This is a genomic window from Pseudoduganella sp. jia 12 (genome assembly GCF_055502675.1).
This window is the reverse complement of record NZ_JBUXKP010000005.1, coordinates 232,551-254,501: the sequence shown is the minus strand read 5'-3', so window position 1 is coordinate 254,501 and position 21,951 is coordinate 232,551. Positions and strand designations below refer to the sequence as shown.

General features: G+C 64.6%; 18 protein-coding genes. 8 read left to right on the top strand and 10 right to left on the bottom strand.

Annotated features, from left to right (window positions below):
* Positions 1-318: 318 nt before the first annotated feature.
* From ACY65G_RS13315 to ACY65G_RS13290, 6 genes are all read right to left on the bottom strand, one after another.
* Positions 319-1,794, bottom strand: coding sequence for an adenosine deaminase family protein (locus ACY65G_RS13315; RefSeq protein ID WP_464997837.1), 1,476 nt, complete (start codon positions 1,792-1,794; stop codon positions 319-321).
* Between the two features lie 28 nt (positions 1,795-1,822).
* Positions 1,823-3,133 (bottom strand): guanine deaminase, encoded by a 1,311-nt coding sequence (gene guaD / locus ACY65G_RS13310; protein ID WP_464997836.1) that lies wholly within the window; start codon positions 3,131-3,133, stop codon positions 1,823-1,825.
* Position 3,134: 1 nt separating this feature from the next.
* Positions 3,135-4,139 (bottom strand): xanthine dehydrogenase accessory protein XdhC, encoded by a 1,005-nt coding sequence (gene xdhC, locus ACY65G_RS13305; RefSeq protein WP_464997835.1) that lies wholly within the window; start codon positions 4,137-4,139, stop codon positions 3,135-3,137.
* Between the two features lie 181 nt (positions 4,140-4,320).
* On the bottom strand, positions 4,321-6,666 hold the full coding sequence (gene xdhB, locus ACY65G_RS13300) for a xanthine dehydrogenase molybdopterin binding subunit (RefSeq protein WP_464997834.1): 2,346 nt from the start codon (positions 6,664-6,666) through the stop codon (positions 4,321-4,323).
* Positions 6,667-6,675: 9 nt separating this feature from the next.
* The gene (xdhA, locus tag ACY65G_RS13295; RefSeq protein WP_464997833.1) at positions 6,676-8,136 is read right to left on the bottom strand and encodes a xanthine dehydrogenase small subunit; all 1,461 of its coding nucleotides are present in this window, start codon (positions 8,134-8,136) and stop codon (positions 6,676-6,678) included.
* Between the two features lie 140 nt (positions 8,137-8,276).
* On the bottom strand, positions 8,277-9,809 hold the full coding sequence (locus tag ACY65G_RS13290) for a carboxylesterase/lipase family protein (protein ID WP_464997832.1): 1,533 nt from the start codon (positions 9,807-9,809) through the stop codon (positions 8,277-8,279).
* A 544-nt stretch (positions 9,810-10,353) separates the two neighbouring features.
* Between ACY65G_RS13290 and pilB the strand changes: the two genes are divergently transcribed.
* A complete protein-coding gene (gene pilB / locus ACY65G_RS13285; protein WP_464997831.1) occupies positions 10,354-12,036 on the top strand; it encodes a type IV-A pilus assembly ATPase PilB in 1,683 nt (560 codons plus the stop codon).
* A gap of 20 nt (positions 12,037-12,056) precedes the next feature.
* On the top strand, positions 12,057-13,277 hold the full coding sequence (locus tag ACY65G_RS13280; RefSeq protein ID WP_464998025.1) for a type II secretion system F family protein: 1,221 nt from the start codon (positions 12,057-12,059) through the stop codon (positions 13,275-13,277).
* Positions 13,278-13,390: 113 nt separating this feature from the next.
* Here ACY65G_RS13280 and ACY65G_RS13275 read toward each other — a convergent pair whose 3' ends face one another.
* Positions 13,391-15,292, bottom strand: coding sequence for a putative bifunctional diguanylate cyclase/phosphodiesterase (locus ACY65G_RS13275; RefSeq protein WP_464997830.1), 1,902 nt, complete (start codon positions 15,290-15,292; stop codon positions 13,391-13,393).
* Between the two features lie 394 nt (positions 15,293-15,686).
* Here ACY65G_RS13275 and ACY65G_RS13270 point away from each other — a divergent pair, with 394 nt between their 5' ends.
* The 6 genes from ACY65G_RS13270 to yacG all read left to right on the top strand — a co-directional run bounded on the left by ACY65G_RS13270 (position 15,687) and on the right by yacG (position 19,287).
* Complete coding sequence (locus ACY65G_RS13270; protein WP_464997829.1) at positions 15,687-16,118, top strand: hypothetical protein; 432 nt, start codon at positions 15,687-15,689, stop codon at positions 16,116-16,118.
* Between the two features lie 72 nt (positions 16,119-16,190).
* A complete protein-coding gene (locus ACY65G_RS13265; RefSeq protein WP_464997828.1) occupies positions 16,191-16,541 on the top strand; it encodes a hypothetical protein in 351 nt (116 codons plus the stop codon).
* Positions 16,542-16,735: 194 nt separating this feature from the next.
* Entirely contained in the window at positions 16,736-17,611 is an 876-nt protein-coding gene (locus ACY65G_RS13260) for a prepilin peptidase (protein WP_464997827.1), read from the top strand.
* Positions 17,612-17,622: 11 nt separating this feature from the next.
* Positions 17,623-18,246 (top strand): dephospho-CoA kinase, encoded by a 624-nt coding sequence (gene coaE / locus ACY65G_RS13255; protein WP_464997826.1) that lies wholly within the window; start codon positions 17,623-17,625, stop codon positions 18,244-18,246.
* Between the two features lie 94 nt (positions 18,247-18,340).
* Positions 18,341-19,096, top strand: a complete 756-nt coding sequence (gene zapD / locus ACY65G_RS13250; protein ID WP_464997825.1) for a cell division protein ZapD — start codon at positions 18,341-18,343, stop codon at positions 19,094-19,096.
* An 11-nt stretch (positions 19,097-19,107) separates the two neighbouring features.
* The gene (yacG, locus tag ACY65G_RS13245) at positions 19,108-19,287 is read left to right on the top strand and encodes a DNA gyrase inhibitor YacG (protein WP_464997824.1); all 180 of its coding nucleotides are present in this window, start codon (positions 19,108-19,110) and stop codon (positions 19,285-19,287) included.
* Between the two features lie 98 nt (positions 19,288-19,385).
* Here the strand turns inward: yacG and ACY65G_RS13240 are convergent, their stop codons facing one another.
* Genes ACY65G_RS13240 through argJ form a run of 3 tightly spaced genes read right to left on the bottom strand, consistent with a single transcriptional unit; the run spans position 19,386 to position 21,900 of the window.
* Positions 19,386-19,781, bottom strand: a complete 396-nt coding sequence (locus ACY65G_RS13240) for an NUDIX domain-containing protein (RefSeq protein WP_464997823.1) — start codon at positions 19,779-19,781, stop codon at positions 19,386-19,388.
* Positions 19,778-20,665, bottom strand: coding sequence for an ATP-binding protein (locus tag ACY65G_RS13235; protein WP_464997822.1), 888 nt, complete (start codon positions 20,663-20,665; stop codon positions 19,778-19,780). Before ACY65G_RS13235 ends, ACY65G_RS13240 begins: the two co-directional genes overlap by 4 nt.
* Positions 20,665-21,900 carry a bifunctional glutamate N-acetyltransferase/amino-acid acetyltransferase ArgJ gene (argJ, locus tag ACY65G_RS13230; RefSeq protein ID WP_464997821.1) on the bottom strand — a complete coding sequence of 412 codons (1,236 nt, stop codon included), beginning with the start codon at positions 21,898-21,900 and terminating at the stop codon, positions 20,665-20,667. The genes ACY65G_RS13235 and argJ overlap by 1 nt, the downstream gene beginning before the upstream one ends.
* Positions 21,901-21,951: the final 51 nt, after the last annotated feature.

Genomic DNA, 21,951 nt, shown 5'->3' with positions numbered 1-21,951 from the left:
GCGCATTTATATGCGCCTGGAATAAATCGATTCACAGAAGCGTGCGGATTGGGGTTTCACTAAGGGGGTGGCTGACGGCGGGATTATAAATGCGGCACGACAGGGTGAAATTATTTCATTTAGAAATTACCAAAAGCGTGCGTGCTTGCTACAAATGTGTAGCGCATTGGCCACACTATTATCAGGAAAGAAAGCCAATCCTGCAAGATCCCGGCCGTTGCAGCCGGGATCGTCGTTTTAAGGGGAAGTAGCGGGAAGTAAACGCAAATAAGGGATGATCGCGCTACCGGCAACCGGCCGACGGCGCGCTTTCGTGTCTTACGGCTTGCCCGGCAGCGCGCCAGCGATATCCGCCTCGAATTTCGCGAAGCGCTCATCGAGCTGTTTCAGCAGGCGCTTGCGATCCGCATCGGCCAGGAACGCATAGCGGATGCTGTCATAGGACAGCCGCTTCACTTCCGCGTAATCGGTCTTGTAGCGCGTGGCGAACAGTACATATTCGCTCGACAGGCTGTGGCGCGTGACGCCGGCATCGTCGGTGGAAATCACGAACGGCACGCCGTAGCGGCGGTACAGCTCGATCGGATGGTCTTCGTTCTTCACACCCAGGATGAACTCGTTGCTGGTGAGGTTCACTTCGACCGGGATGCGCCGCTCGCGCATCGTCTTCATCACGGCCAGCGCGTTTTTCTCGTGCGCGATGTCGATGCCGTGGCCGATCCGGTTCGCCCCCGCCACGTTGACGGCTGCGCCGATGTGGAAGGTCAGCCCTTCCGGCGGCACGATGCCGAGCCGCAGTTCGCCGGCGTGCAGCGCCGTCTTCACTTCCGGGTATTTCGCCTTCAGGAAGCGGAACATCTGCATGTGCAGGCTGTAGTCGCGCATCGACACGTGCAGGCTTTCCTGCCCCACGATGTTGACGCCCACGATCAGCGGATTCGCCTTGGCCAGCTTGAAGCTGGCCAGCATCTGCGAATACACGGCCGACGGCGACAGGAAGCGCAGCACATAGGGCTGGTAGCGCATCGTGAAACGCTCGTCGTCGATGCCGGCGGCGCTCTTTTCCACGTTGGCGATGTAATCCGTGATGCCGCGCGCGAAGGCGGGATTCGCTTCCAGTTGCGCCGTGAACTTTTCCAGCGCGGCATCGAGTTGCGCCGGGTGGAACGAGCGCGAGGCGACCAGCCCGTCGAAGGCCGCATCGGGCGTCGTGGGCGCCAGTTCGAAGATCGTCTCGATATACGACAGGTTCTCGGCGATCGCGCGCGTCTTCAGCGTTTGCAGGCCTTCATTGGTATTGGTCGAGGCGACGGGGCCGAAGTAACCGAACGTGTCGAAGAACGTCTGGTCCGGCGGCACCTGGCTGGACGAGTGGTTGTGGAAGTCCAGCGTCGACCATTTTTGCAGCAGCTTGCGGTAGGTGTCGTTGTCGGCCACCAGGTCGGCGCCGGAAACGCAGGTGCGCAGCGGATTCGGTTTGGCGCGTTCGGCTTCGAGGGTGGCCTTGTCGCTGCTGATCCGGAAGTTGACCTTGTTGACGCAGTAGCCCTGCTTGTCCACCCATTCCAGGTACTGCTCGGCGTAGATCGCACCGGAGTAATGGTGGTGCAGGTCGCCCCCTTTCGGCATCATCGTCATGAACATCGTCAGCTCGGCCGTTTTTGCCGGGCTGGCCACCAGCGTGGCGAAATGGCGCTTGACGATGTCTTCGTTGCCGCCCTTGGCGTGGGCGCCGCAGGCGAATGCCGCGGCCAGCGCGGCAACGAGGATGCGTGGGGAGGTGACTCTATGCATGGGACTCTCTCTTTAAAAGTGGAGAAAGTCAGCTCTCCCGCTTGTGCACCAGCTTGCCGGCCGAGTACGTGGCCGCGATCACGCGGTCGTCGCCCAGCAGGGCCAGCGCGAACAGCATCTCTTCGAGGCTCTCCGTGCGGCCGGTGCGGCGCGCCAGCAGCGGCGTGGCCTGCGGATCGAGCACGATGAAGTCGGCCTCGTTGCCGGCGGCCAGGCTGCCGATCGTGCCTTCCAGATGCAGGCTGCGCGCGGCGCCCAGCGTGGACAGATAGAACATGCGCAGCGCGGGCAGGTAGCTGCCTTTCAAGCGCGCTACTTTATAGGCTTCATTCATCGTTTGCAACATCGAGAACGACGTGCCCGCGCCAACGTCCGTGGCCAGCGCCATCAGCATGCCGGTCCTGTCGGCTTCCTCGAAATCGAACAGGCCGCTGCCCAGGAACAGGTTCGACGTGGGGCACACGGCAGCCGCCGATTGGGTTTCCGCCATGCGGGCCCGGTCCTGGTCATCGAGCCAGATGCAGTGGCCGAACACGGCGCGCGGGCGCAGCATGCCGTAGTGGTCGTACACGTCGAGGTAGCTGCGCGCGTTCGGATACAGCTGCTGCACCCACTTGCACTCATCCTCGTTTTCCGACACGTGCGTCTGCAGGTAGGTGTCCGGGTACTTGCGGGCCAGTGCGCCGGCCAGTTCCATCTGCGCCTCGGTGGAGGTCGGCGCGAAGCGGGGCGTGATCGCGTATTGCGAGCGGCCGTGGTTGTGCCAGCGATTGATCAGCTCTTCCGTTTCGCGGGCCCCCTGCTCGGCCGTGTCGGACAGGAAGTCGGGGCAATTGCGGTCCATCATCACCTTGCCGGCGATCATGCGCAGGCCGCGCGCTTCGCTGGCGGTGAAGAAAGCGTCCACCGATTGCGGATGCACGGTGCAGTACACCAGCGCGGTGGTGGTGCCCACGCGCATCAGCTCGTTGAGGAAGAACTCGGCCACGCCGGCGGCATGGGCCGGATCGGCGAATGCACGCTCGGTGGGGAACGTGTATTGCTCGAGCCATGGCAGCAGCCCTGGCGCCGGCGACGCGATCATGTCCGTCTGCGGATAGTGGATGTGGGCGTCGATGAAGCCGGCCGAGATGATCTTGCCGCGGTAATCCGTCACCGGGGTATCGGGGGACAGCGTGTCGCGCAGGCTGGCCCAGTCGCCAATGGCCTGGATCTTGCCGTCGGCAACGATCAGCAGGCCATCCTCGTACCACGAGTGGGCGCGTTCGCTGAACGCCGGATCGGCGTGGAAGGTCAGCAGGCCGGCGCGGTAGGCTTGCACGTTCGAAGTTGTTTGCATATCAGCTTTCTTGCAGGGCGGGCTGGCGCGGCATCGCAGCGGCGGCGTGCGCCTGCGCTTCCCAGGTCATCAATAATTGCGCCGCCACGGAGACGGCAATGGCGGCGGGTGCCTTGTCGGTAATGCCCGGCAGGCCGATCGGGCAGACCATGGCATCGATGCGGTCCGGCGGCAATCCGCGTGCCTGCAGCCGGCGCTCGAAGAGCACCCGTTTCGTTTTCGAGCCGATCAGCCCGAACCAGCCCACATCGTCGCGCGCCAGGATGGCCGCGGACAGGCGTTCGTCCAGCGCATGGCTGTGGGTCAGCACGAGGTAGCTGGCGCCCGGCGGGGCGGCGTCCACTTCGGCTTCCGGCGTGTCGGTGGCCTCGATGGTCACGTTGGCCGGTACTTGCGCGGGGAACATGTCGTCGCGCTCGTCCACCCACGTGATGGTGCATGGCAGGGCGGCCAGCGCGCGCACGATGGCGGCGCCCACGTGGCCGGCACCGAACAGCACCAGGTGCGCGGCCGGCGCGGGGATCGGATCCACGAGCCAGCCGTCCGGCAGCACGATCGCGCTGCTGGTGCGGGGAAAGTGGCGCGGCACATCCGCATCGCCCGCCACCAGCATGCCGTGCGTATCGAACACCGCGTTGCGTGGCCGGCCGGCGATCGACGCGACGCGCCAGAAGTCGCTGTTCCGATTGCCACGCAATACAGTGAGGGATTCGGCGACCGAACCCGTGATGGGTTCGAACGCCAGCCAGACGACACCGCCGCAGCACTGGCCCAGGCTCGGGCCGAGGCCGAAGCGCTCGTGGCGCACTTCCGCCGCGCCCTTCGCCAGCATCTCGCGGGCGATCTCCACCGCCCGCAATTCCAGGTGGCCGCCGCCGATCGTGTCGTGCAGCGTGCGCTCCGTAACGAGGAATTTCGCGCCCGGTTCGCGCGGCGCCGATCCCTCGACCCGCGCCACCGTCACCAGCACCGCCGGCTGGGCGGTTGTCGTCAGCCATTCGTTCATGATTCAACTACCTCATTTGCACTGTTACCGGCGCTGGTGTCGGACACTTTTTCCGGGGGATTTTTCCGGAAAAGGTGTCCGACACCGGTGTTCTCATGCGCTTGCCTGTGCCTCGTCGGAAAACCGGTGTCCGACACCAGGACCTAGCAACTGTTGCTCGAAAAATGGGGTACGTCCCCATTTATTGAGCAACTTTCGCGGTCACGGCGTCGATCGCGCGCAGGATTTCCTCGCTGGTGGCCGGGGCGTTCAGCGGCGGGTTCACCTTGTGGTTGCCGACGGCGGAGACGGCGTCGCGGATCGCGAAGAACACCGAGAACGGCAGCAGCAGCGGCGGTTCGCCGACGGCTTTCGAGCGGTGGATGCTGTCGGCCACGTTCGGCTGCTCGAACAGGTTCACGCGGAAGTCTTCCGGGCAGTCGGAAATGCCCGGGATCTTGTACGTGGACGGCGCATGCGTCATCAGCTTGCCGTTCCCGTTCCACCACAGCTGCTCGGTGGTCAGCCAGCCCATGCCCTGGATGAACGCGCCCTCGACCTGGCCGATGTCGATGGCCGGGTTCAGCGACTTGCCGGCGTCGTACAGCGCATCGGCGCGCAGCAAGCGCCATTCGCCGGTCAGCGTGTCGACGATCACCTCGGCCACCGCCGCGCCGTAGGCGAAGTACGAGAACGGGTTGCCGTTCATCGACTTCGGATCCCACGACAGGTGCGGCGTGGCATAGAAGCCGTCGGACCACAGCTGCACGCGCTTCAGGTAGGCCTGGGCCACCAGCACGTGCCAGCGGATCGACTGGCCGTTGACATGCACGTGATCGTCCGAGAACCGCACTTCCGACACGTCGCCGCCATGCTGCTCGACCGCGAATTTCGCCAGGCGCTCCTTGATCTGGCGCGCCGCGTCCTGCGCCGCCTTGCCGTTCAGGTCGGCGCCCGTCGATGCCGCGGTGGCCGACGTGTTGGCGACCTTGCTGGTGTCGGTGGCGGTAATGCGCACGTGGCACAGGTCCAGGCCCAGTTCATGGGCGACCACCTGCATCACCTTGGTGTTGACGCCCTGCCCCATCTCGGTGCCGCCGTGGTTGACGAGCACGGAGCCGTCGACATACACGTGCACCAGCGCGCCGGCCTGGTTCAGGTGGGTGACGTTGAACGCGATGCCGAACTTCAGCGGCGTGAACGCCAGGCCCTTCTTCAGCACCGGGCTGGTGGCGTTGAACTTCTCGACGGCCTCGCGGCGGGCGCGGTATTCGCTGGTTTCTTCCAGCCGCGCGGTCAGCGCCGGCAGCACGTTGCCGGCCACGAGCTGGCCATACGGCGTGGTGTTGCGGTCGTCGGTGCCGTAGAAATTCAGGCGGCGGATGTCCAGCGCATCCTTGCCCAGTTCGCGGGCGATCTCGTCGATGATGTATTCCATCGCGATCGCACCCTGCGGACCGCCGAAGCCGCGGAACGCGGTGTTCGATTGCGTATTCGTCTTGCCGGCGGCGGCGCGGATGTCCGCGTCCGACAGGTAGTAGCAGTTGTCGAAGTGGCAGACGGCGCGGGTGGCCACGGGACCGGACAGGTCGGCCGAGTAGCCGGCGCGCGACGTCATGTCCACTTTCGCGGCAACGATGCGGCCCGCGTCGTCGTAGCCCACTTCATACTCGTAGTAGAAACAGTGGCGCTTGCCGGTGACGATCATGTCGTCGTCGCGGTCGGCGCGCAGCTTCACGGGCACCTTCAGCTTGAACGCGGCCAGCGAGGCGCAGATCGCCCACAGCGCGGACTGCGATTCCTTGCCGCCGAAGCCGCCGCCCATGCGGCGGCACTCGACCTGCACGTTGTGCGAGTTCAGGCCCAGCGCATGCGCGACCAGGTGCAGCATCTCGCTCGGGTGCTGTGTGGAGCACTGCACGAACATGCCGCGGTTTTCTTTCGGGATCGCGTACGAGATCTGGCCTTCCAGGTAGAACTGCTCCTGGCCGCCGACGAACAGCTCGCCCTTCACCTTGCGCGGTGCGCGCTCGAACGCGGCTTTCGGGTTGCCCCGTTCCAGCTTCATCGGCGGCAGCACGAAGGAGCCGGCGGCTTTTGCCTCCTGCGGCGTGAAGATGGCCGGCAGCTCGTCGTACGTGATCGCGGCCTTGCGGGCGGCGCGCCGCGCGTTGGTGTGCGTGTCGGCGACCACGATGAAGATCGGCTGGCCCACGTATTGAACAAGGCCGGGCGACAGGATCGGATCGTCGTGGATGATCGGGCCCATGTCGTTGACGCCGGGGATATCGGTGGCGGTGAACACGGCGACGACGCCCGGCGAGTTCTTCACCGGCTCCAGGTCCATGGCGGTGATGTTGGCGTGCGCCTTGGTGGACAGGCCCAGCGCGGCGTGCAGCGTGCCTTGCAGCTCGGGGATGTCGTCCGTGTAGGTAGCCTGGCCCAGCACATGCAGCTCGGCCGATTCATGCTTGCGCGACAAGCCCACGCCGGACCAGTTCGCTGCCTCGGTGGCGGCCTTCAGTTCGGGGATGGCGGGATGGTTCATGGTGTCTCCTCAGGCGGCAAAGGCGTTGACGTCGGTGTTCGCCAGTGGCGCGTCGATACGGGTTTCGAGCCAGAAGCGGCGCAGCAGGTTCTGCGCGGTGCGCATCCGGTAGGTGCTCGAGGCACGCATGTCGGTCAGCGGCGCATAATCCTGCGCCAGCGCGGCGATCGCTTCGACGAGCGCTTCCTCGCTCCACACGCGGCCGTTCAGCACGGCTTCAGCTTGCGCGGCGCGTTTCGGGGTGCCGGCCATGCCGCCGTAGCAGATGCGGGCATCGACGACCTTGTCGCCATCGAGTTCGAAGGCATAGGCGGCGCACACGGCCGAGATGTCCTGGTCGAAGCGCTTGGCCAGTTTATAGGTACGGAACACCACGTTGGCGCGCGGCAGCGGCACGCGCACGGCGCGCACGAACTCGCCCGGCCGCATGTCCTTCTTCATGTAGTCGAGGTAGAACGCGTCCATCGGCAGCACACGGTCGCCCGCGGCGCTGTGCAGCACCACTTCGCTGCCCACGGCGATCATCCACGGCATCGAGTCGCCGATCGGCGAGCCGTTGGCCACGTTGCCGCCCAGCGTGCCGGCATTGCGGATCGGCAGCGAGGCGAAGCGCTGGCGCAGCTCGGAGAGCTCGGCCGGGTAATATTCGCACAGGGCGCCATAGGCATCGTCCAGCGCCACGCCGGCACCGATTTCCAGCATCTGGCCGTCCAGCGACACGCTCTTCAGCGCTTCGACGTGGCCGAGATAGATGATGTCGGTCAGCACGCGCATCTGCTTGGTGATCCACAGGCCCACGTCGGTGGAGCCGGCCAGCAGCGTGGCGGCCGGGTAGTCGGCGCGCAGTTGCGCCAGTTCTTCCAGCGTACGCGGGGCGTAGAACGTCTGGCCATTGGCGGCGTAGACGGCCAGCTTGTCGCGCTTCAGGGCCTGCAGCTGCACGGCCAGTTCCGTGGTGTCGAAGTCGACCGATGGCAATTCCGTCATGCGGCGCGCGGCATCGATGATCGGGCGGTAGCCGGTGCAGCGGCACAGGTTGCCGGACAGGCAATCGTCGATCTCTTTCCGCTCGGGCGTGCGGCCTTCCACTTTCAGGTACATCCCCCACAGCGACATGGCGAAGCCCGGCGTACAGAAGCCGCATTGCGAGCCATGGCATTCCACGAGCGCCTGCTGCACCGGGTGCAGGTCGCCGTTCGGCTGCTGCAGGTCTTCGACGGTGAACAGGGCCTTGCCGTCCAGCGTGGGCGTCAGCTGGATGCAGGAATTGACGGCCTTGAGCTCGACCTTGCCATCGACAAGGGAGCCGACGACGACGGTGCAGGCACCGCAGTCGCCTTCGGCACAGCCTTCCTTGGTGCCGGTGCAATGCAAGTCTTCGCGCAGGTGCTGGAGCACCGTTTGCGTGGTATCGGCGCCTTGCACTTCGTGCACGGCACCGCGGAAGTAAAAGCGGATCGGTTCGGACATGTTGGCCTCGCGGTTGTATCAGTCTGTAAGACTATCACTGGCCAACTGTCCCCGCCTATAACGGATCGCTGATGAGCCTTATCAGCATAAGAACATGTAAATACTTTCCATGTCTGTTGCAATGATTGCCTTGCAACACTTCATGGCTGGCCTGCTTGACGGTCCTGAAACTCGAAACGGGCGCGGTCACGGGGATCGTAGGCGCCGGAGAGCACGTCCAGCCGCATCACGTTGGCCCCCTGCTCCGTGATCTTGGGCCACGATGGCAGGCCAGTACCGTTGGGATCGCCGAACTTGATGAAGTTGGCGAAATAGGCGTTCATCGTCCGCGAGACAGTGCGGTCGTCTTCCGTCCACGCGTAGACCTTGTTGCCGTCCAGGTTACCCATTGCATATTCGATCTCGGCCGCGTGGGCCGCGCCCGTGGCGGCGGGCTGGCCGTCGACCGTGGCCGGGCGCGGCCGGCTGTAGTAATAGCGCCACGTCGGCGCCGCCTTCGCATGCAGATCGATCCATTTCCACGTGCCGTAGACGATCCAGCGGTCGCTGGCGAGGTCGCGCGCGGCTTCGGCCACGTCGTAGTCGTAGGCGCTGGCCGCCTTGCCGGCGTCAGCGCCATAGAACTTTTGCAACGCGGCCTGGAAGCGCTCCGGTGTTGGTGCCTGGTTGCCCAGGATGGCGCCGGCGTGTTGTTCCTGCGAATTCCAGCCCGCCAGCAGCGGCACCTTCGCCTGGCGGCCCTGCGTGTAGCTGTCCAGCGGCGCGCGGTCGATCACGTGGCCGTCGGTAACGATACTGAATCGCGGCGCGCCCGGCTTGCCCTGCGCCTGCAACAGCGCCTCGGCCGGCGCCGCGCGCAGTTCCGCCAGCGTGGCGAACCCCGCGGCCTGCGCGAAGGCCGCGCCCTGCTTTTCAGCTTCCGCCAGCGGCGGCGCGCCGCGATTGCCCAGCACGGCGCCGCTCTGGCCGATCGCCTGCGCGAACAGGCCTTTCGACATGGGCATGATCATCTGCGCGCTGACCGAAAACGAGCCGGCCGATTCGCCGGCGATCGTCACCCGGTCCGGATCGCCGCCGAATGCGGCGATATTCTTCCTGACCCATGCCAGGGCGGCCGCCTGGTCCATCAGGCCGTAGTTGCCGGAAGCTTTATGCCTGCTTTCGGCCGTCAGTTCCGGATGGGCGAGGAAACCGAACGCGCCGAGGCGATAGTTGATCGTCAGCGCCACGATGCCCTGCTTCGCCATTGCCGCGCCTTCATAGCGGGACTCGGAGCCGTCGCCGGTCGCCAGGCCGCCGCCATAGATATAGACAAGGACCGGCAGCTTCCTTGCACCGGGGCTGGCCGGCGCCCACACGTTCAGGTACAGGCAGTCCTCGGACTGGGCGGGCGAGCGGAACACCATGTCGGCATACAGCGGCAGCTGCATGCAGCGGTTGCCGAACGCCGTTGCCTGGCGCACGCCCTGCCACGGCCGCACCGGTTGCGGCGCCTGCCAGCGCAATGCGCCTACCGGGGGCGCGGCGAACGGGATGCCCTTGAATGCGCGCACGCCATCCTCCACGCGGCCTTCGATGCGGCCGCCCTCGGCCTTGACCGTGGTGACGGGAGCGGCGGCTTGCGCCAGCGTGGCGGCGGTGGCCAGCAGGATGCCGGCGGATGCTGTTTTCATTGGTTGTCTCCGGATTCTGGTTGGGGTGTCGGACTGGCCCCCGCGAACGCGCGATGCCTTCCCGATAACGCCCGATGATAGCTCAGTGCGCTGAATGATGGTAGCGCTATCCCATCGACTGGGGCCGTGTCCCCGTGCCTGGCACCGGGACACGAGCTGAGCTGCAGTTGGCTCTCGATATCGTGGCTGCTGCCTTGTCCCCGTGCCTGGCGCCATGACACGATCCTATCTGCCGAGGCCGTGTCCCCGTGCCTGGCACCGGGACACGGGCTAAGGTGCAGTTGGCTCTCGATATCGTGGCTGCGCGACACCGGCCGGCGACCGGGATTAAACTTCCGGCTGGACCGGCCGCTAATACTGAACGGCCAGGCCAGTCGCCAAATAGCCTCGCTCCATGCCGCAATGCTTTACAAAAATGATGCTCACAGGCATCATCGCTTGATTGCGGACACTCCGCGCGAAGTTTCTCTGTAGTTTCCTGGTGTTTCAGCCTGGTCTTTCACTTATGGCAGCAGTCCAACCCACGATGGCGTCAGGCGCTCCCATGCCGGGACTGGCACGGGCCCTGCTGCAGGCCGGCCGCCTGACGGCCGCGCAGGCGGACGCGCTGCACAAGCGTGCCGGCGCCGACCGGCAGCCGTTCATCGATGTGCTGCTCGGCAGCGGCATCATCGGCGCGCGCGACCTGGCCGTGTTCTGCTCCGACACGTTTGCCTACCCGATGCTGGACCTGCACGCCATCAATGTGGCGGCCCTGCCCTCGACGATCATCGACGCAAAGCTGATGCAGAGCGGGCGCGTGGTGGCGCTGGCCAAGCGGGGCAACAAGATGTCGGTGGCGATTTCGGACCCCACCAATACGCAGGCACTGGACCAGATCAAGTTCCAGACCGAATCGTCGGTGGAACCGGTGATCGTGCCGCACGACGCGCTGCTGCGGCTGCTGCAGGAGCTCAGCAAGAACAGCGCGCAGCTGATGGACGAGCTGGCCGGCGCGGAGAGCGAGATCGTCTTTGCCGAGGACCAGGAAGCGGCGCCGGAGGCGCCGGCGACGGATATCGAGGATGCGCCGATCGTGCGCTTCCTGAACAAGATGCTGATCGATGCCGTGAACATGGGCGCTTCCGACCTGCACTTCGAGCCGTTCGAGAAGTTCTACCGGATCCGCTTCCGCGTCGATGGCGTGCTGGTCGAGCATGCGCAGCCGCCGATCGCGATCAAGGACAAGCTCGTGTCGCGCATCAAGGTGCTGGCGCGGCTCGACATTTCCGAAAAGCGCGTGCCGCAGGATGGCCGCATGCGGCTCATCGTGTCGCCGACGAAGACGCTGGATCTGCGTATCTCCACGCTGCCCACGCTGTTCGGCGAAAAAACGGTGATGCGTATCCTCGACGCCACGCAGGCCCAGATGGGCATCGATGCGCTGGGCTACGAGCCGGAACAGCGGGCCTTGCTGCTGGACGCGATCGCCCGCCCCTACGGCATGGTGCTCGTGACCGGCCCGACCGGTTCGGGCAAGACCGTGTCGCTGTACACGTGCCTGAACATCCTGAACAAGCCGGGCATCAATATCTCGACGGCGGAAGACCCGGCCGAGATCAACCTGCCCGGCGTGAACCAGGTGAACGTGAACGACAAGGCCGGGTTGACGTTCCCGGTGGCGCTGAAGTCGTTCCTGCGCCAGGATCCCGACATCATCATGGTCGGCGAGATCCGCGACCTGGAAACGGCGGACATCGCGATCAAGGCGGCGCAGACGGGCCACATGGTGTTTTCCACGCTGCACACGAACGATGCGCCGTCGACGCTGACGCGCCTGATGAACATGGGCGTGGCGCCGTTCAACATTGCTTCGTCCGTCATCCTGATCACGGCGCAGCGCCTGGCGCGCCGGCTGTGCGCCTGCAAGCAGCCGCTCGACATCGCGCCGGACAAATTGCTGAGCGCCGGCTTCACGGCCGCGGACCTGGACGGCAGCTGGAAGCCCTACGGCCCGGTGGGCTGCGAGCGCTGCAACGGCTCCGGCTACAAGGGGCGCGTGGGCATCTACCAGATCATGCCGATCACGCCGGCGATCGAGGCGCTGATCCTCGCGCACGGCAACGCGATGCAGATCGCCGCCCAGGCGCAGGCGGAAGGCGTGAAATCGCTGCGCCAGTCGGGCCTGGTGAAGGTGAAGGCGGGCCTGACGAGCCTGGAAGAAGTACTGGGCTGCACGAACGAATAGGAATGAACGGCATGGCATACATGGCAAAAACGGCACGGGATCCGGGCATCAAGGAATCCATCTTTGCCTGGGAAGGCAAGGACAAGACGGGCAAGACCGTGCGCGGCGAACTGCGCGCGGGCGGCGAAGCCGTCGTCAACGTGACCCTGCGGCGCCAGGGCATCATGGTCACGAAGGTGAAAAAGAAGGTGTACCGCTCGGGCAAGAAGGTGACCGACAAGGACATCACGCTGTTCACCCGCCAGCTGGCCACGATGATGAAGGCCGGCGTGCCGCTGCTGCAGTCGTTCGACATCGTGGGCAAGGGCCACGCCAATCCTTCCGTGTCGAAGCTGGTGCTGGACCTGCGCGGCGATATCGAAACCGGCACGAGCCTGAACGGCGCGTTCCGCAAGTTCCCCCTGTATTTCGACCCGCTGTTCTGCAACCTGGTGGGCGCCGGCGAACAGGCCGGCATCCTGGAAGACCTGCTGACCCGCCTGGCGATCTACAAGGAAAAGACGCTGGCGATGAAGGCCAAGATCAAGTCGGCGCTCACGTATCCGATCGCGATCCTGGGCGTGGCGTTCATCGTCACGGCCGTGATCATGATCTGGGTGGTGCCGGCCTTCAAGGAAGTGTTCACCAGCTTCGGCGCCGACCTGCCGGCCCCCACGCTGTTCGTGATGGCCATGTCCGAGTTCTTCGTGAATTGGTGGTACCTGATCTTCGGCGGCCTGTTCTCCGCCGTGTACTTCTTCTTCCAGGCCTGGCGGCGCTCGCCCGCGATGCAGGCGGCGATGGACCGGCTGCTGCTGCGCGTGCCCGTGTTCGGCGCCGTGATCAGGAAGGCCACCATCGCCCGCTGGACCCGCACGCTGGCGACGATGTTCGCCGCCGGCGTGCCGCTGGTCGAAGCGCTCGATTCGGTGGGCGGCGCCTCCGGCAACGCGGTCTACCTGGAAGCGACGCGCGGCATCCAGAAGGAAGTCTCCACCGGCGTGAGCCTGACGGTGGCGATGCAGAACGTGGACGTGTTCCCGAACATGGTGACGCAGATGGTGGCGATCGGCGAGGAATCGGGCGCCCTCGACGCCATGCTGGGCAAGGTGGCCGACTTCTACGAAGAGGAAGTCGACGAGGCCGTCGCATCCCTTTCCTCGCTGATGGAACCGGCGATCATGGTCATTCTCGGCGTGCTGATCGGGGGGCTGGTGGTGGCGATGTATTTGCCGATCTTCAAATTGGGGTCGGTGGTGTAGGCGGGAAGACGCGTGCGGCGGCGAGGGTCTGGCCAAGTACCTGCGGGCGGGGTCCGCGCGCCGCTCCGGATCGTGGCGCAGCAACACGGTTCCCCGCGCCGATTCTCCCTTCGTCAGGGCACGTCGGCACTGCGCATGAGCGACCCGGTGCGCCGGGAACGGGCTGGCTCCTGCAGCGCTTGCTCAAGCTGGTCCGGGGACATCGGCCTGCCAAAAAAGTAGCCCTGCATGACGGAACACCCGAGCACCGACAGCAGCGATGCCTGGGCAGCCGTTTCGACGCCTTCCGCAATGATGCGCATCCCGAGTCCATCGCAGATGTCGATCACACCTTTCACGAGGGCCTGCGCGCGCTGGTCCATGACGAGATGGCAGATGAACGACCGATCGATCTTGAGCTGGTCGACCGGCAGCCGCATCAGGTAGGACAGGCTGGAGAACCCGGTACCGAAATCGTCGATGCTGAGGCTGACGTGCAGCCGTTTCAGCTCATGCATGATCGCAATGACACGGTCGATATCGCATACCGCCACCGATTCGGTGAGTTCCAGTTCCAGCAACTCTCCCGGCACACCGTGGGCCGCCAGCGATGCCCTTACCGCGTCCACGATATCGCCATGCAGGAACTGCCGCGGCGACAGGTTGACCGCAACGCCAGGACCGGTTTTTCCCGCATCGAGCCATTGACGAATCTGGCGACAGGCTTCGTCGAGCGTCCACCGGCCCAGTTGCACGATGATGCCGCTTTCCTCGGCCACTGGAATGAAGTCGCACGGTGCGACGAGCCCGAGCGACGGGTGCCGCCATCGCAGCAAGGCCTCGCATCCCACCAGGTCACCACTGTCGAAATCGATCTTGGGCTGATAGACAAGGTATAGCTGATCCGTCGAAATCGCCGCACGCAGGTCATGTTCCAGCGCACGGTGACCGAGACGGCCCAGCGAGCGGTTGTACGCGCTCATCAAGCCGTGGCCGAGGGCTTTCGCCTGCCGCACGGCTTCGTGCGCCGTGTCGAGCAATGCTTCGGAATCGCCCTCCTGCTGCCCGAGTGGCACATAGCCCGTGGTCAGGCTGCATTGCACTGCGCCATGGCTGCCTTCGAAGGTGCGGTTCAGCAGTTCATGGATGTCCGCCAGCCGGGCGACCGCGGCGCGATGGTCGGGTGCGCCGCGCACCAGGAAAGCGAACATGCCGCCACCGATGCGCGCCGCGACGTCAGCCGGTTCGGACGCCTGCCGCAAACGTTCGGCAGTCAGCGCAATCAGGCTGTCGCCAATATCGTGTCCCAGCCGTTCGTTCACCGCGGACAGGTTGTCGATGTCGATCACTGCCAGCAGTCCCGATCCTTTATGTTCACCTTCCGCGAAAGCATCCCCGATGGCGCTGTCGATCGCCACGCGGCTGGGCAGGCCGGTCAAATGGTCACGCTGGACCAGGTTTCTTAGTGCCTGCACGCGACTGCGCGACGTATCTCCGCAATGCGCCATCCAGTCGTTCAGGGAGCGAACCGACTCCAGGGTGGCTTGCCTGAGATACAGCAAGTCCTCCACTGTCCGCGCCATACTCTTCAGTAAGGTTATTTCCCGCAAGACGAGTGTCCGAGGGGTGGTATCGATGATGCACAACGTGCCGATCCGGCTTGAACCGGCATGGATGGGAATCCCTGCGTAGAAGCGTATACCCGGCAGGCCGATCACCAGGGGATTCGCCGAAAACCTGGCATCCCTGGTGGTGTCTTCGACGATGAAGGGCGCATCGGAAAGAATGGCATGCCCGCAAAAAGACATGTCCCTGCCGGTTTCACGGACCGCCAGGCCGCAGCTGGACTTGAACCACTGCCGCTCCTTGTCAACCAGGGAAATCAGGCTGACCGGAACACCGAGCACGGCGCAGGCCATGCGGGTCACGCTGTCGAACACTTCCTCGGGCTGCGTGTCGAGCAACTGCGCGGCGTTCAATGCGTCCAGACGCTCTTCCTCGTCATCGGGTCGCGGGGGGCGTGCGTAATCTCTCATCTCGCTGTCCTCATCGCCGTCCTGGACAAGTCTTGCTCCTTATCCAGTAGTGTGTTCATGATAACTGCAAAATAAGGTACAGCGAAATGTGACACCACTCCCGCGCGCGACGTTTCCCGAAATCCAGTCTCTCTTGTGGACGATGCTGCACGCATGACAGTCTGGCAACCGCCAGCAAGTTCGCCTATACTGTATATCCGTACAGTATAAAAACGTCAATAATATGTGTGCTGCCGTGTTCCTGCTCCCAGGCTGCCCTGGGCCGATACGTCCTGTGCATGAGCATGCCAGCACGGTGATCAACGCAAGGCCTGCGGTCGTACCGGTCCCGCTGTCCGGCTGCCATGCTCCTGGCGCCTCCGCGGTGCACGAGAGCTACCCCGGAAAGCAGAAGATGCAGGAGTTCCGCAGAAACGCACTGGTGTCCCGGCAGGTCGAAACAGGCATGATTTTCATGGAGATGCTGGGCGTCGACGACGCCCGTGCCTACTGGCGCGCGGCCAATATTCCCGACATCGTGATCGAACGCCTCGTCAACGGACACCCGGGCCGCGTCCGGCCGCCGCCGCGGTCCGAAGCGTCGTCAGCGGCGGAAATGCCCGTCGATACCGGGATCAGCCTGTTTTATTGCAGCGCAGGCCGCCGGCAGGACCTGATCGGCGCTGCGGTCGTGCAGGCCGCGATCGCCCTTTCGCAGGAATTGGGGCGCGAGCGGGCGGAACGCATGCTGCGTCGCGAGGGACTGGGGGCCGATGTCATCGACAGGGTTTTGTCACGAGAAGGCGGTGGCAGGCGCATCGCCTGTGAGGTGTCTCATGTAAAGTGAGCAGTGCCGTCGGCTGGCGGCCCAACGAGGCCATGCTGGCCGGTACCGCTTCCCGACACCTGACGGACAACCATGACGTTGAAATCCGCCCTGCTCCTCACTTGCGCCATGCTGCTTTCGGGAAGCAGTTCAGGCAGCGGGCCGAAAAAGCCCGAAAAGCCCGCACCACCGGTGACAGAACGGGCGTGCAAGGCGAAAGGCGGGAAATGGATCCTTTACCCGATGCTCCAGTTTTACTTTTGCGCCCTCGACACCACCGATGCGGGCAAGGCCTGCGCCGACGACAGCGAATGCCAGGGTGACTGCTTGCCGGCGGAACGTCCATCCGGGCCGCCGGGCATGTGCGCACGGACATTGCCATTCCCGGGCGGATGCGTGGAGCATCTGGTGAACGGCAAGATCGTCAAGGAGCCATGTATCTGAACGGCGCGGTTCGCCGGATCGCCGTCCGTCTCCACGGCGCCTGAAGTGCATCCTGTTCGGCCGCGTGCGCTCTATCCGCGGTGGTCCCGGGACGGGAGCGCCGATTGCATGACACCGGGGCTGGTGGTGTAAGCTCTCGTTTCACATGGATGGGGTCCGGCATCCGCCGCCCCGACCGATCATAGAATGCGCACATGCTCCAGGAACTCTTCCTCTTTTCCCCTCCCGCCACCCTGCCCGCCGCGATCGTCGCCGCGATCTTCGGCCTGCTGGTCGGCAGCTTCCTGAACGTCGTCATCTACCGCATGCCGAAGATGATGCAGCGCGAGTCCGACAACTACGTGGCGTCGGAATCGGGCCTGCCGCTGCCGCACACCGACCGCTTCAACCTGATGGTGCCGCGTTCGCGCTGCGGCCACTGCGGGCATCAGATCACGGCGCTGGAAAACATCCCGGTCGTCAGCTGGCTGGCGCTGCGTGGCAAGTGCAGCAAGTGCAAGGCGCCCATTTCGGCCCGCTATCCGGTTATCGAAGCCCTGACGGGGGCCTTGTCGGCCGTGCTGGTGTGGCAGTTCGGCAGCGGCTGGACAGGCCTGGCCACGCTGCTGTTCGCCTACCTGCTGATCGCGATGACGTTCATCGACGCGGACACCAAGCTGCTGCCGGACGACCTTACCTATCCACTGCTGTGGGCCGGCCTGCTGGTGAACCTGAACGGTACCTTCGTGCCGCTGGCGGACGCGGTGATCGGCGCCGCCGCCGGTTACCTCATGCTGTGGTCCGTGTACTGGCTGTTCAAGCTGGTCACGGGCAAGGAAGGCATGGGCTACGGCGACTTCAAGCTGCTGGCCGCGCTGGGCGCGTGGCTGGGCTGGATGATGCTGCCGACGATCATCCTGCTGTCTTCGCTGGTGGGCGCGGTGGTCGGCATCGGCCTGATCGTGTTTGCCAAACGGGGGCGCGAGAACCCCATTCCCTTCGGCCCCTACCTTGCCGCCGCCGGCATGATCGCGCTGCTGTTCGGCCAGGAGATTGCCGCGTTCACGGGACGGTTCCTGGGCGCCGCATGACGGAGCTCGGCATGAACAAGCGGTTCGTCGTAGGCCTGACGGGCGGCATCGGCAGCGGCAAGAGCGTGGTGGCGCGGCTGTTTGCCGAACGTGGCGTGGACATCGTCGACACCGATGCCATCGCGCGCAGCCTGACGGGGCCGTACGGCGCCGCGATGCCGGCCCTGCTGGCCGCGTTCGGCGACGGCTTCGCCGATGCGCAGGGCGCGCTGGACCGCGCGAAGATGCGCGCGCTCGCGTTCTCCGATCCGGATGCCAAGCGCCGGCTCGAGGGCATCCTGCACCCGATGATCCGCGATGCCGTGTTCGCCGAAAGCCTGCTGGGCACAGGGCCCTATGTGATCTTCGATATCCCGCTGCTCGTTGAATCGGGCACATGGCGGGACCGGGTGGGCCGCGTGCTCGTGGTCGATTGCCCCGAAGCGGTGCAGGTGGCGCGCGTGATGGCCCGCAATGCCCTGCCGGAACAGCAGGTGCGCGCGATCATGGCCGCGCAGGTACCGCGGCAGGTGCGGCTCGCTGCCGCGAACGACGTCATCGACAATGGCGGCGCGCTCGGGGACCTGGCGCCGCAGGTCGACCGCTTGCATGCGACTTACTTAACGATCGCTGAAGAAGCGGGCAGGAACACGTGAAAAAGAAGTAAAAACAATTAACAACGTTTGTATTTTTGCTTCGCATGGTTCAGAATCACGGGCATCTTTCCAGGCCCACCATCGAGGATTCGTTTTGATCGTTTATGAATATCCTTTCAACGAGCGCATACGCACGCTGTTGCGCCTGGAGGACCTGTACGAGAAGTTCAAGTTTTTCCTGAACCAGGAACATCCGTTGCAGCATCATGTGGCGCTCACCACGATTTTCGACATGCTCGAAGTGGCCGGTCGCGCCGACCTGAAATTGGACTTGCTGCAGGAAATCGAGCGCCAGAAGCAGATGCTGATGGGCTACCGTTCCAATCCGGCCGTGCAGACCGAGATGCTCGACGCCATTCTCGACGAACTTGAGAGCGTGGCGTCCGCGCTGGCGGGCTTGCAGGGCAAGCCGGGCCAGAACGTGCGCGACAACGAATGGCTGATGAGCATTCGCGGCCGCACGATCATGCCCGGCGGCGCCTGCGAATTCGACCTGCCGTCGTATTACGCCTGGCAGCAGCGGCCCTTCGAAGAGCGCTATCACGACATTGCGACCTGGTTCGCGCCGATGGCGCCACTGTGCGATGCGCTGACCCTCCTGCTGCGCCTGCTGCGCAATTCCGGCGCGCCGAAAAAGATGATCGCCAATGCCGGCAGCTACCAGCAGATGTTGCAGGGGAAGGTGTACCAGATGCTGCGCCTGACGCTCGACGAATCGTTCGGCGCGATCCCCGAAATCTCGGCCAACAAATATATGCTGTGGGTGCGTTTCACCAGCCAGGGCGGCGACGGCAAGCCGAAGCCACTGGAAGAAGACGTGCCGTTCGAACTGACCCTTTGCAATTTCTGATTCAATAAGCCATGCCTACCGTTGTCGACTGCCCCACCTGCGGCAAGAAAGTGGAGTGGAGCGAGAAAAACAAGTACCGCCCCTTCTGTTCCGAACGCTGCAAGCAAATCGACCTGGGTGCCTGGGCCGAGGAAAAATACACGATCCCCGGCGCCACGCCCACCGATCCGCTCGAGGAAGACAAGCAGTAAGCCGTCTCGAACACGGGCAACGCAGTTTTGAGAGCCGCAGTTCTGAGAGCAAACATTGCTTCAAAAATGGGGTACGTCCCCATTTTTGAAGCAACTGTTTATGCGCGGTCGATCCACTGCAATAGCGGGATCGTGGCCGGCAGCAGCGGTTCGACGCCCACTTCCCCCTGCCACGCGAATGCCTGGCCTTCGAGGCTTTGCGGTTCGCCACGCCAGTCGCGGCTGATGAAGAAGTGCAGCCGCACGTGGGCATGCTCGTACACGTGCTCGACGCCGCACCATTCCTCGGCACCGAGTACTTCGATGCCCAGCTCTTCCATGAACTCGCGCTTCAGCGCTTCGAAAATGGTTTCACCAGGGTCCACCTTCCCGCCGGGGAACTCCCAGTAGCCTGCATATGGCTTGCCTGCCGGGCGCTGGCCCAGCAGCACGTCGCCGTTCGGCTTCATCAGGATGCCGACCGCGACATCGATCGGCTTCGGCACGTCGGTCATGCCGGGCTGCCCATCTTTCCCGCGAAGTCGCGGGCGAACTGCCAGGCCACGCGGCCGGAGCGCGAGCCCCGTTGCAGGGCCCAGCGCAGCGCGTCGCCGCGGGCTTCGGCGATCTGTTCCGGCGTGCAGCCGAACGTGGACAGCCAGTGCGCGACGATGGCCAGGTAGTCGTCCTGCTTGAACGGGTAGAACGACAGCCACAGGCCGAAACGCTCGGACAGCGAGATCTTTTCCTCGACCGTTTCGCCCGGATGCAGGTCGCCATCCTCGTCGTGGCGGGCGCTCATGTTCTCGGACATCTTTTCCGGCAGCAGGTGGCGCCGGTTCGACGTGGCGTAGATCAGCACATTGTCGGACTGCGCGGTGATGGAGCCGTCCAGCGCCACCTTCAGCGCCTTGTAGCCGCTCTCGCCTTCCTCGAACGACAGGTCGTCGCAGAACACGACGAAGCGCTCGGGCCGGCCGGCCACCAGGTCGATGATGTCCGGCAGGTCGGCGAGGTCGGCCTTGTCCACCTCGATCAGCCGCAGGCCGCGATCCGCGAAGCCGTTCAGGCATGCCTTGATCAGCGACGACTTGCCCGTGCCGCGGGCGCCCGTCAGCAGCACGTTGTTGGCCGGGCGGCCTTCGACGAACTGCCGCGTGTTCTGCTCGATCGCCGCCTTCTGGTTCGCCACGTTGTGCAAATCGCCCAGCGTGATTTTCGACGCGTGCGCGACCGGCTGCAGCCAGCCGGTGCTGTTGCCGATGCCGCCGCTGCGCTTGCGCCAGCGGAAAGCGGAGGCGGCGTTCCAGTCCGGCGCCTGCACGGCGGGCGGCAGCAGCGCCTCCACCCGTGCCAGCACGCTCTCGGCGCGCTGGAGGAAGTCTTCGAGGCCGGCCATCAGGAACGGTAATCGGCGTTGATCGACACGTAGTCGTGCGACAGGTCGCAGGTGTACACGGTGGCGGCGGCGCTGCCGCGCGCCAGTTTCACGCGCACGGTGATTTCGCTCTGCTTCATCACGCGCTGGCCGTCTTCTTCCTTGTAGTCGGGATTGCGGCCGCCGTCTTTCGCCACCCACACGTCGTCGAGCCACATGTTGATCTTCGAGACATCCAGGTCAACGCCCGCATAGCCGATCGCGGCGAGGATGCGGCCCAGGTTCGGGTCGGAAGCGAAGAACGCCGTCTTCACCAGCGGCGAATGGCCGATGGAATAGGCGATCTTGCGGCACTCCTCGACGGACTCGCCCTCTTCCACGGAGATCGTGATGAACTTGGTGGCGCCTTCGCCGTCGCGCACGATGGCCTGGGCCAGGAACACGGACAGTTCGGTCACCGCGGCCGCCAGTTCGCGGTATTCCGGCGAATCGACCGAGTTCACGTCCAGCGTGCCGGCACCGGTGGCCATCAGGATGAACGAATCGTTGGTGGACGTGTCGCCGTCGATCGTGATGCAGTTGAACGATTTGTCGGCCACTTCCTTCACCAGCACGTCGAGCACGGGCTGCGCCACCTTCGCGTCGAACGCGAGGTAGCCCAGCATGGTGGCCATGTTCGGCTTGATCATGCCGGCGCCCTTGCTGATGCCCGTCAGCGTGACGGCATGGCCGCCGATCGTGACCGTGCGCGAGCCGGCCTTCGGCTGCGTGTCGGTGGTCATGATGCCTTCGGCCGCGTTGAACCAGTTATCGGCTTTCAGGTTCTGCACGGCGGCCGGCAAACCGGCCTTGATCTTCGCGACCGGCAGCGGTTCCAGGATCACGCCCGTGGAGAACGGCAGGATCTGCTGCGCATCGAGACCCAGCTCGGCCGCCAGCGCGTCGCACGTGGCGCGGGCATTGGCCATGCCGGCTTCCCCGGTACCGGCATTGGCGTTGCCGGTATTGACGAGCAGTGCGCGGATCGGCTTGCCGCCGGCCTTTGCCGCAGCCAGGTTGTCCTTGGAGATCTGCACCGGCGCCGCGCAGAAACGGTTCAGCGTGAACACGCCGGCAACGGTGGCGCCCTCGGCCAGCTTCATCACCAGCACATCCTTGCGGTTCGGTTTCTTGATGCCGGCTTCGGCATAGCCGATCTCGATACCGGCGACAGGCTTCAGTTCTGCAGCGACAGGAATGGGGGAATTGACGGCCATGTGTTGTTCTCGTGCGGTTGGTGAAACCCCTATTGTAATACCTGTGACAAC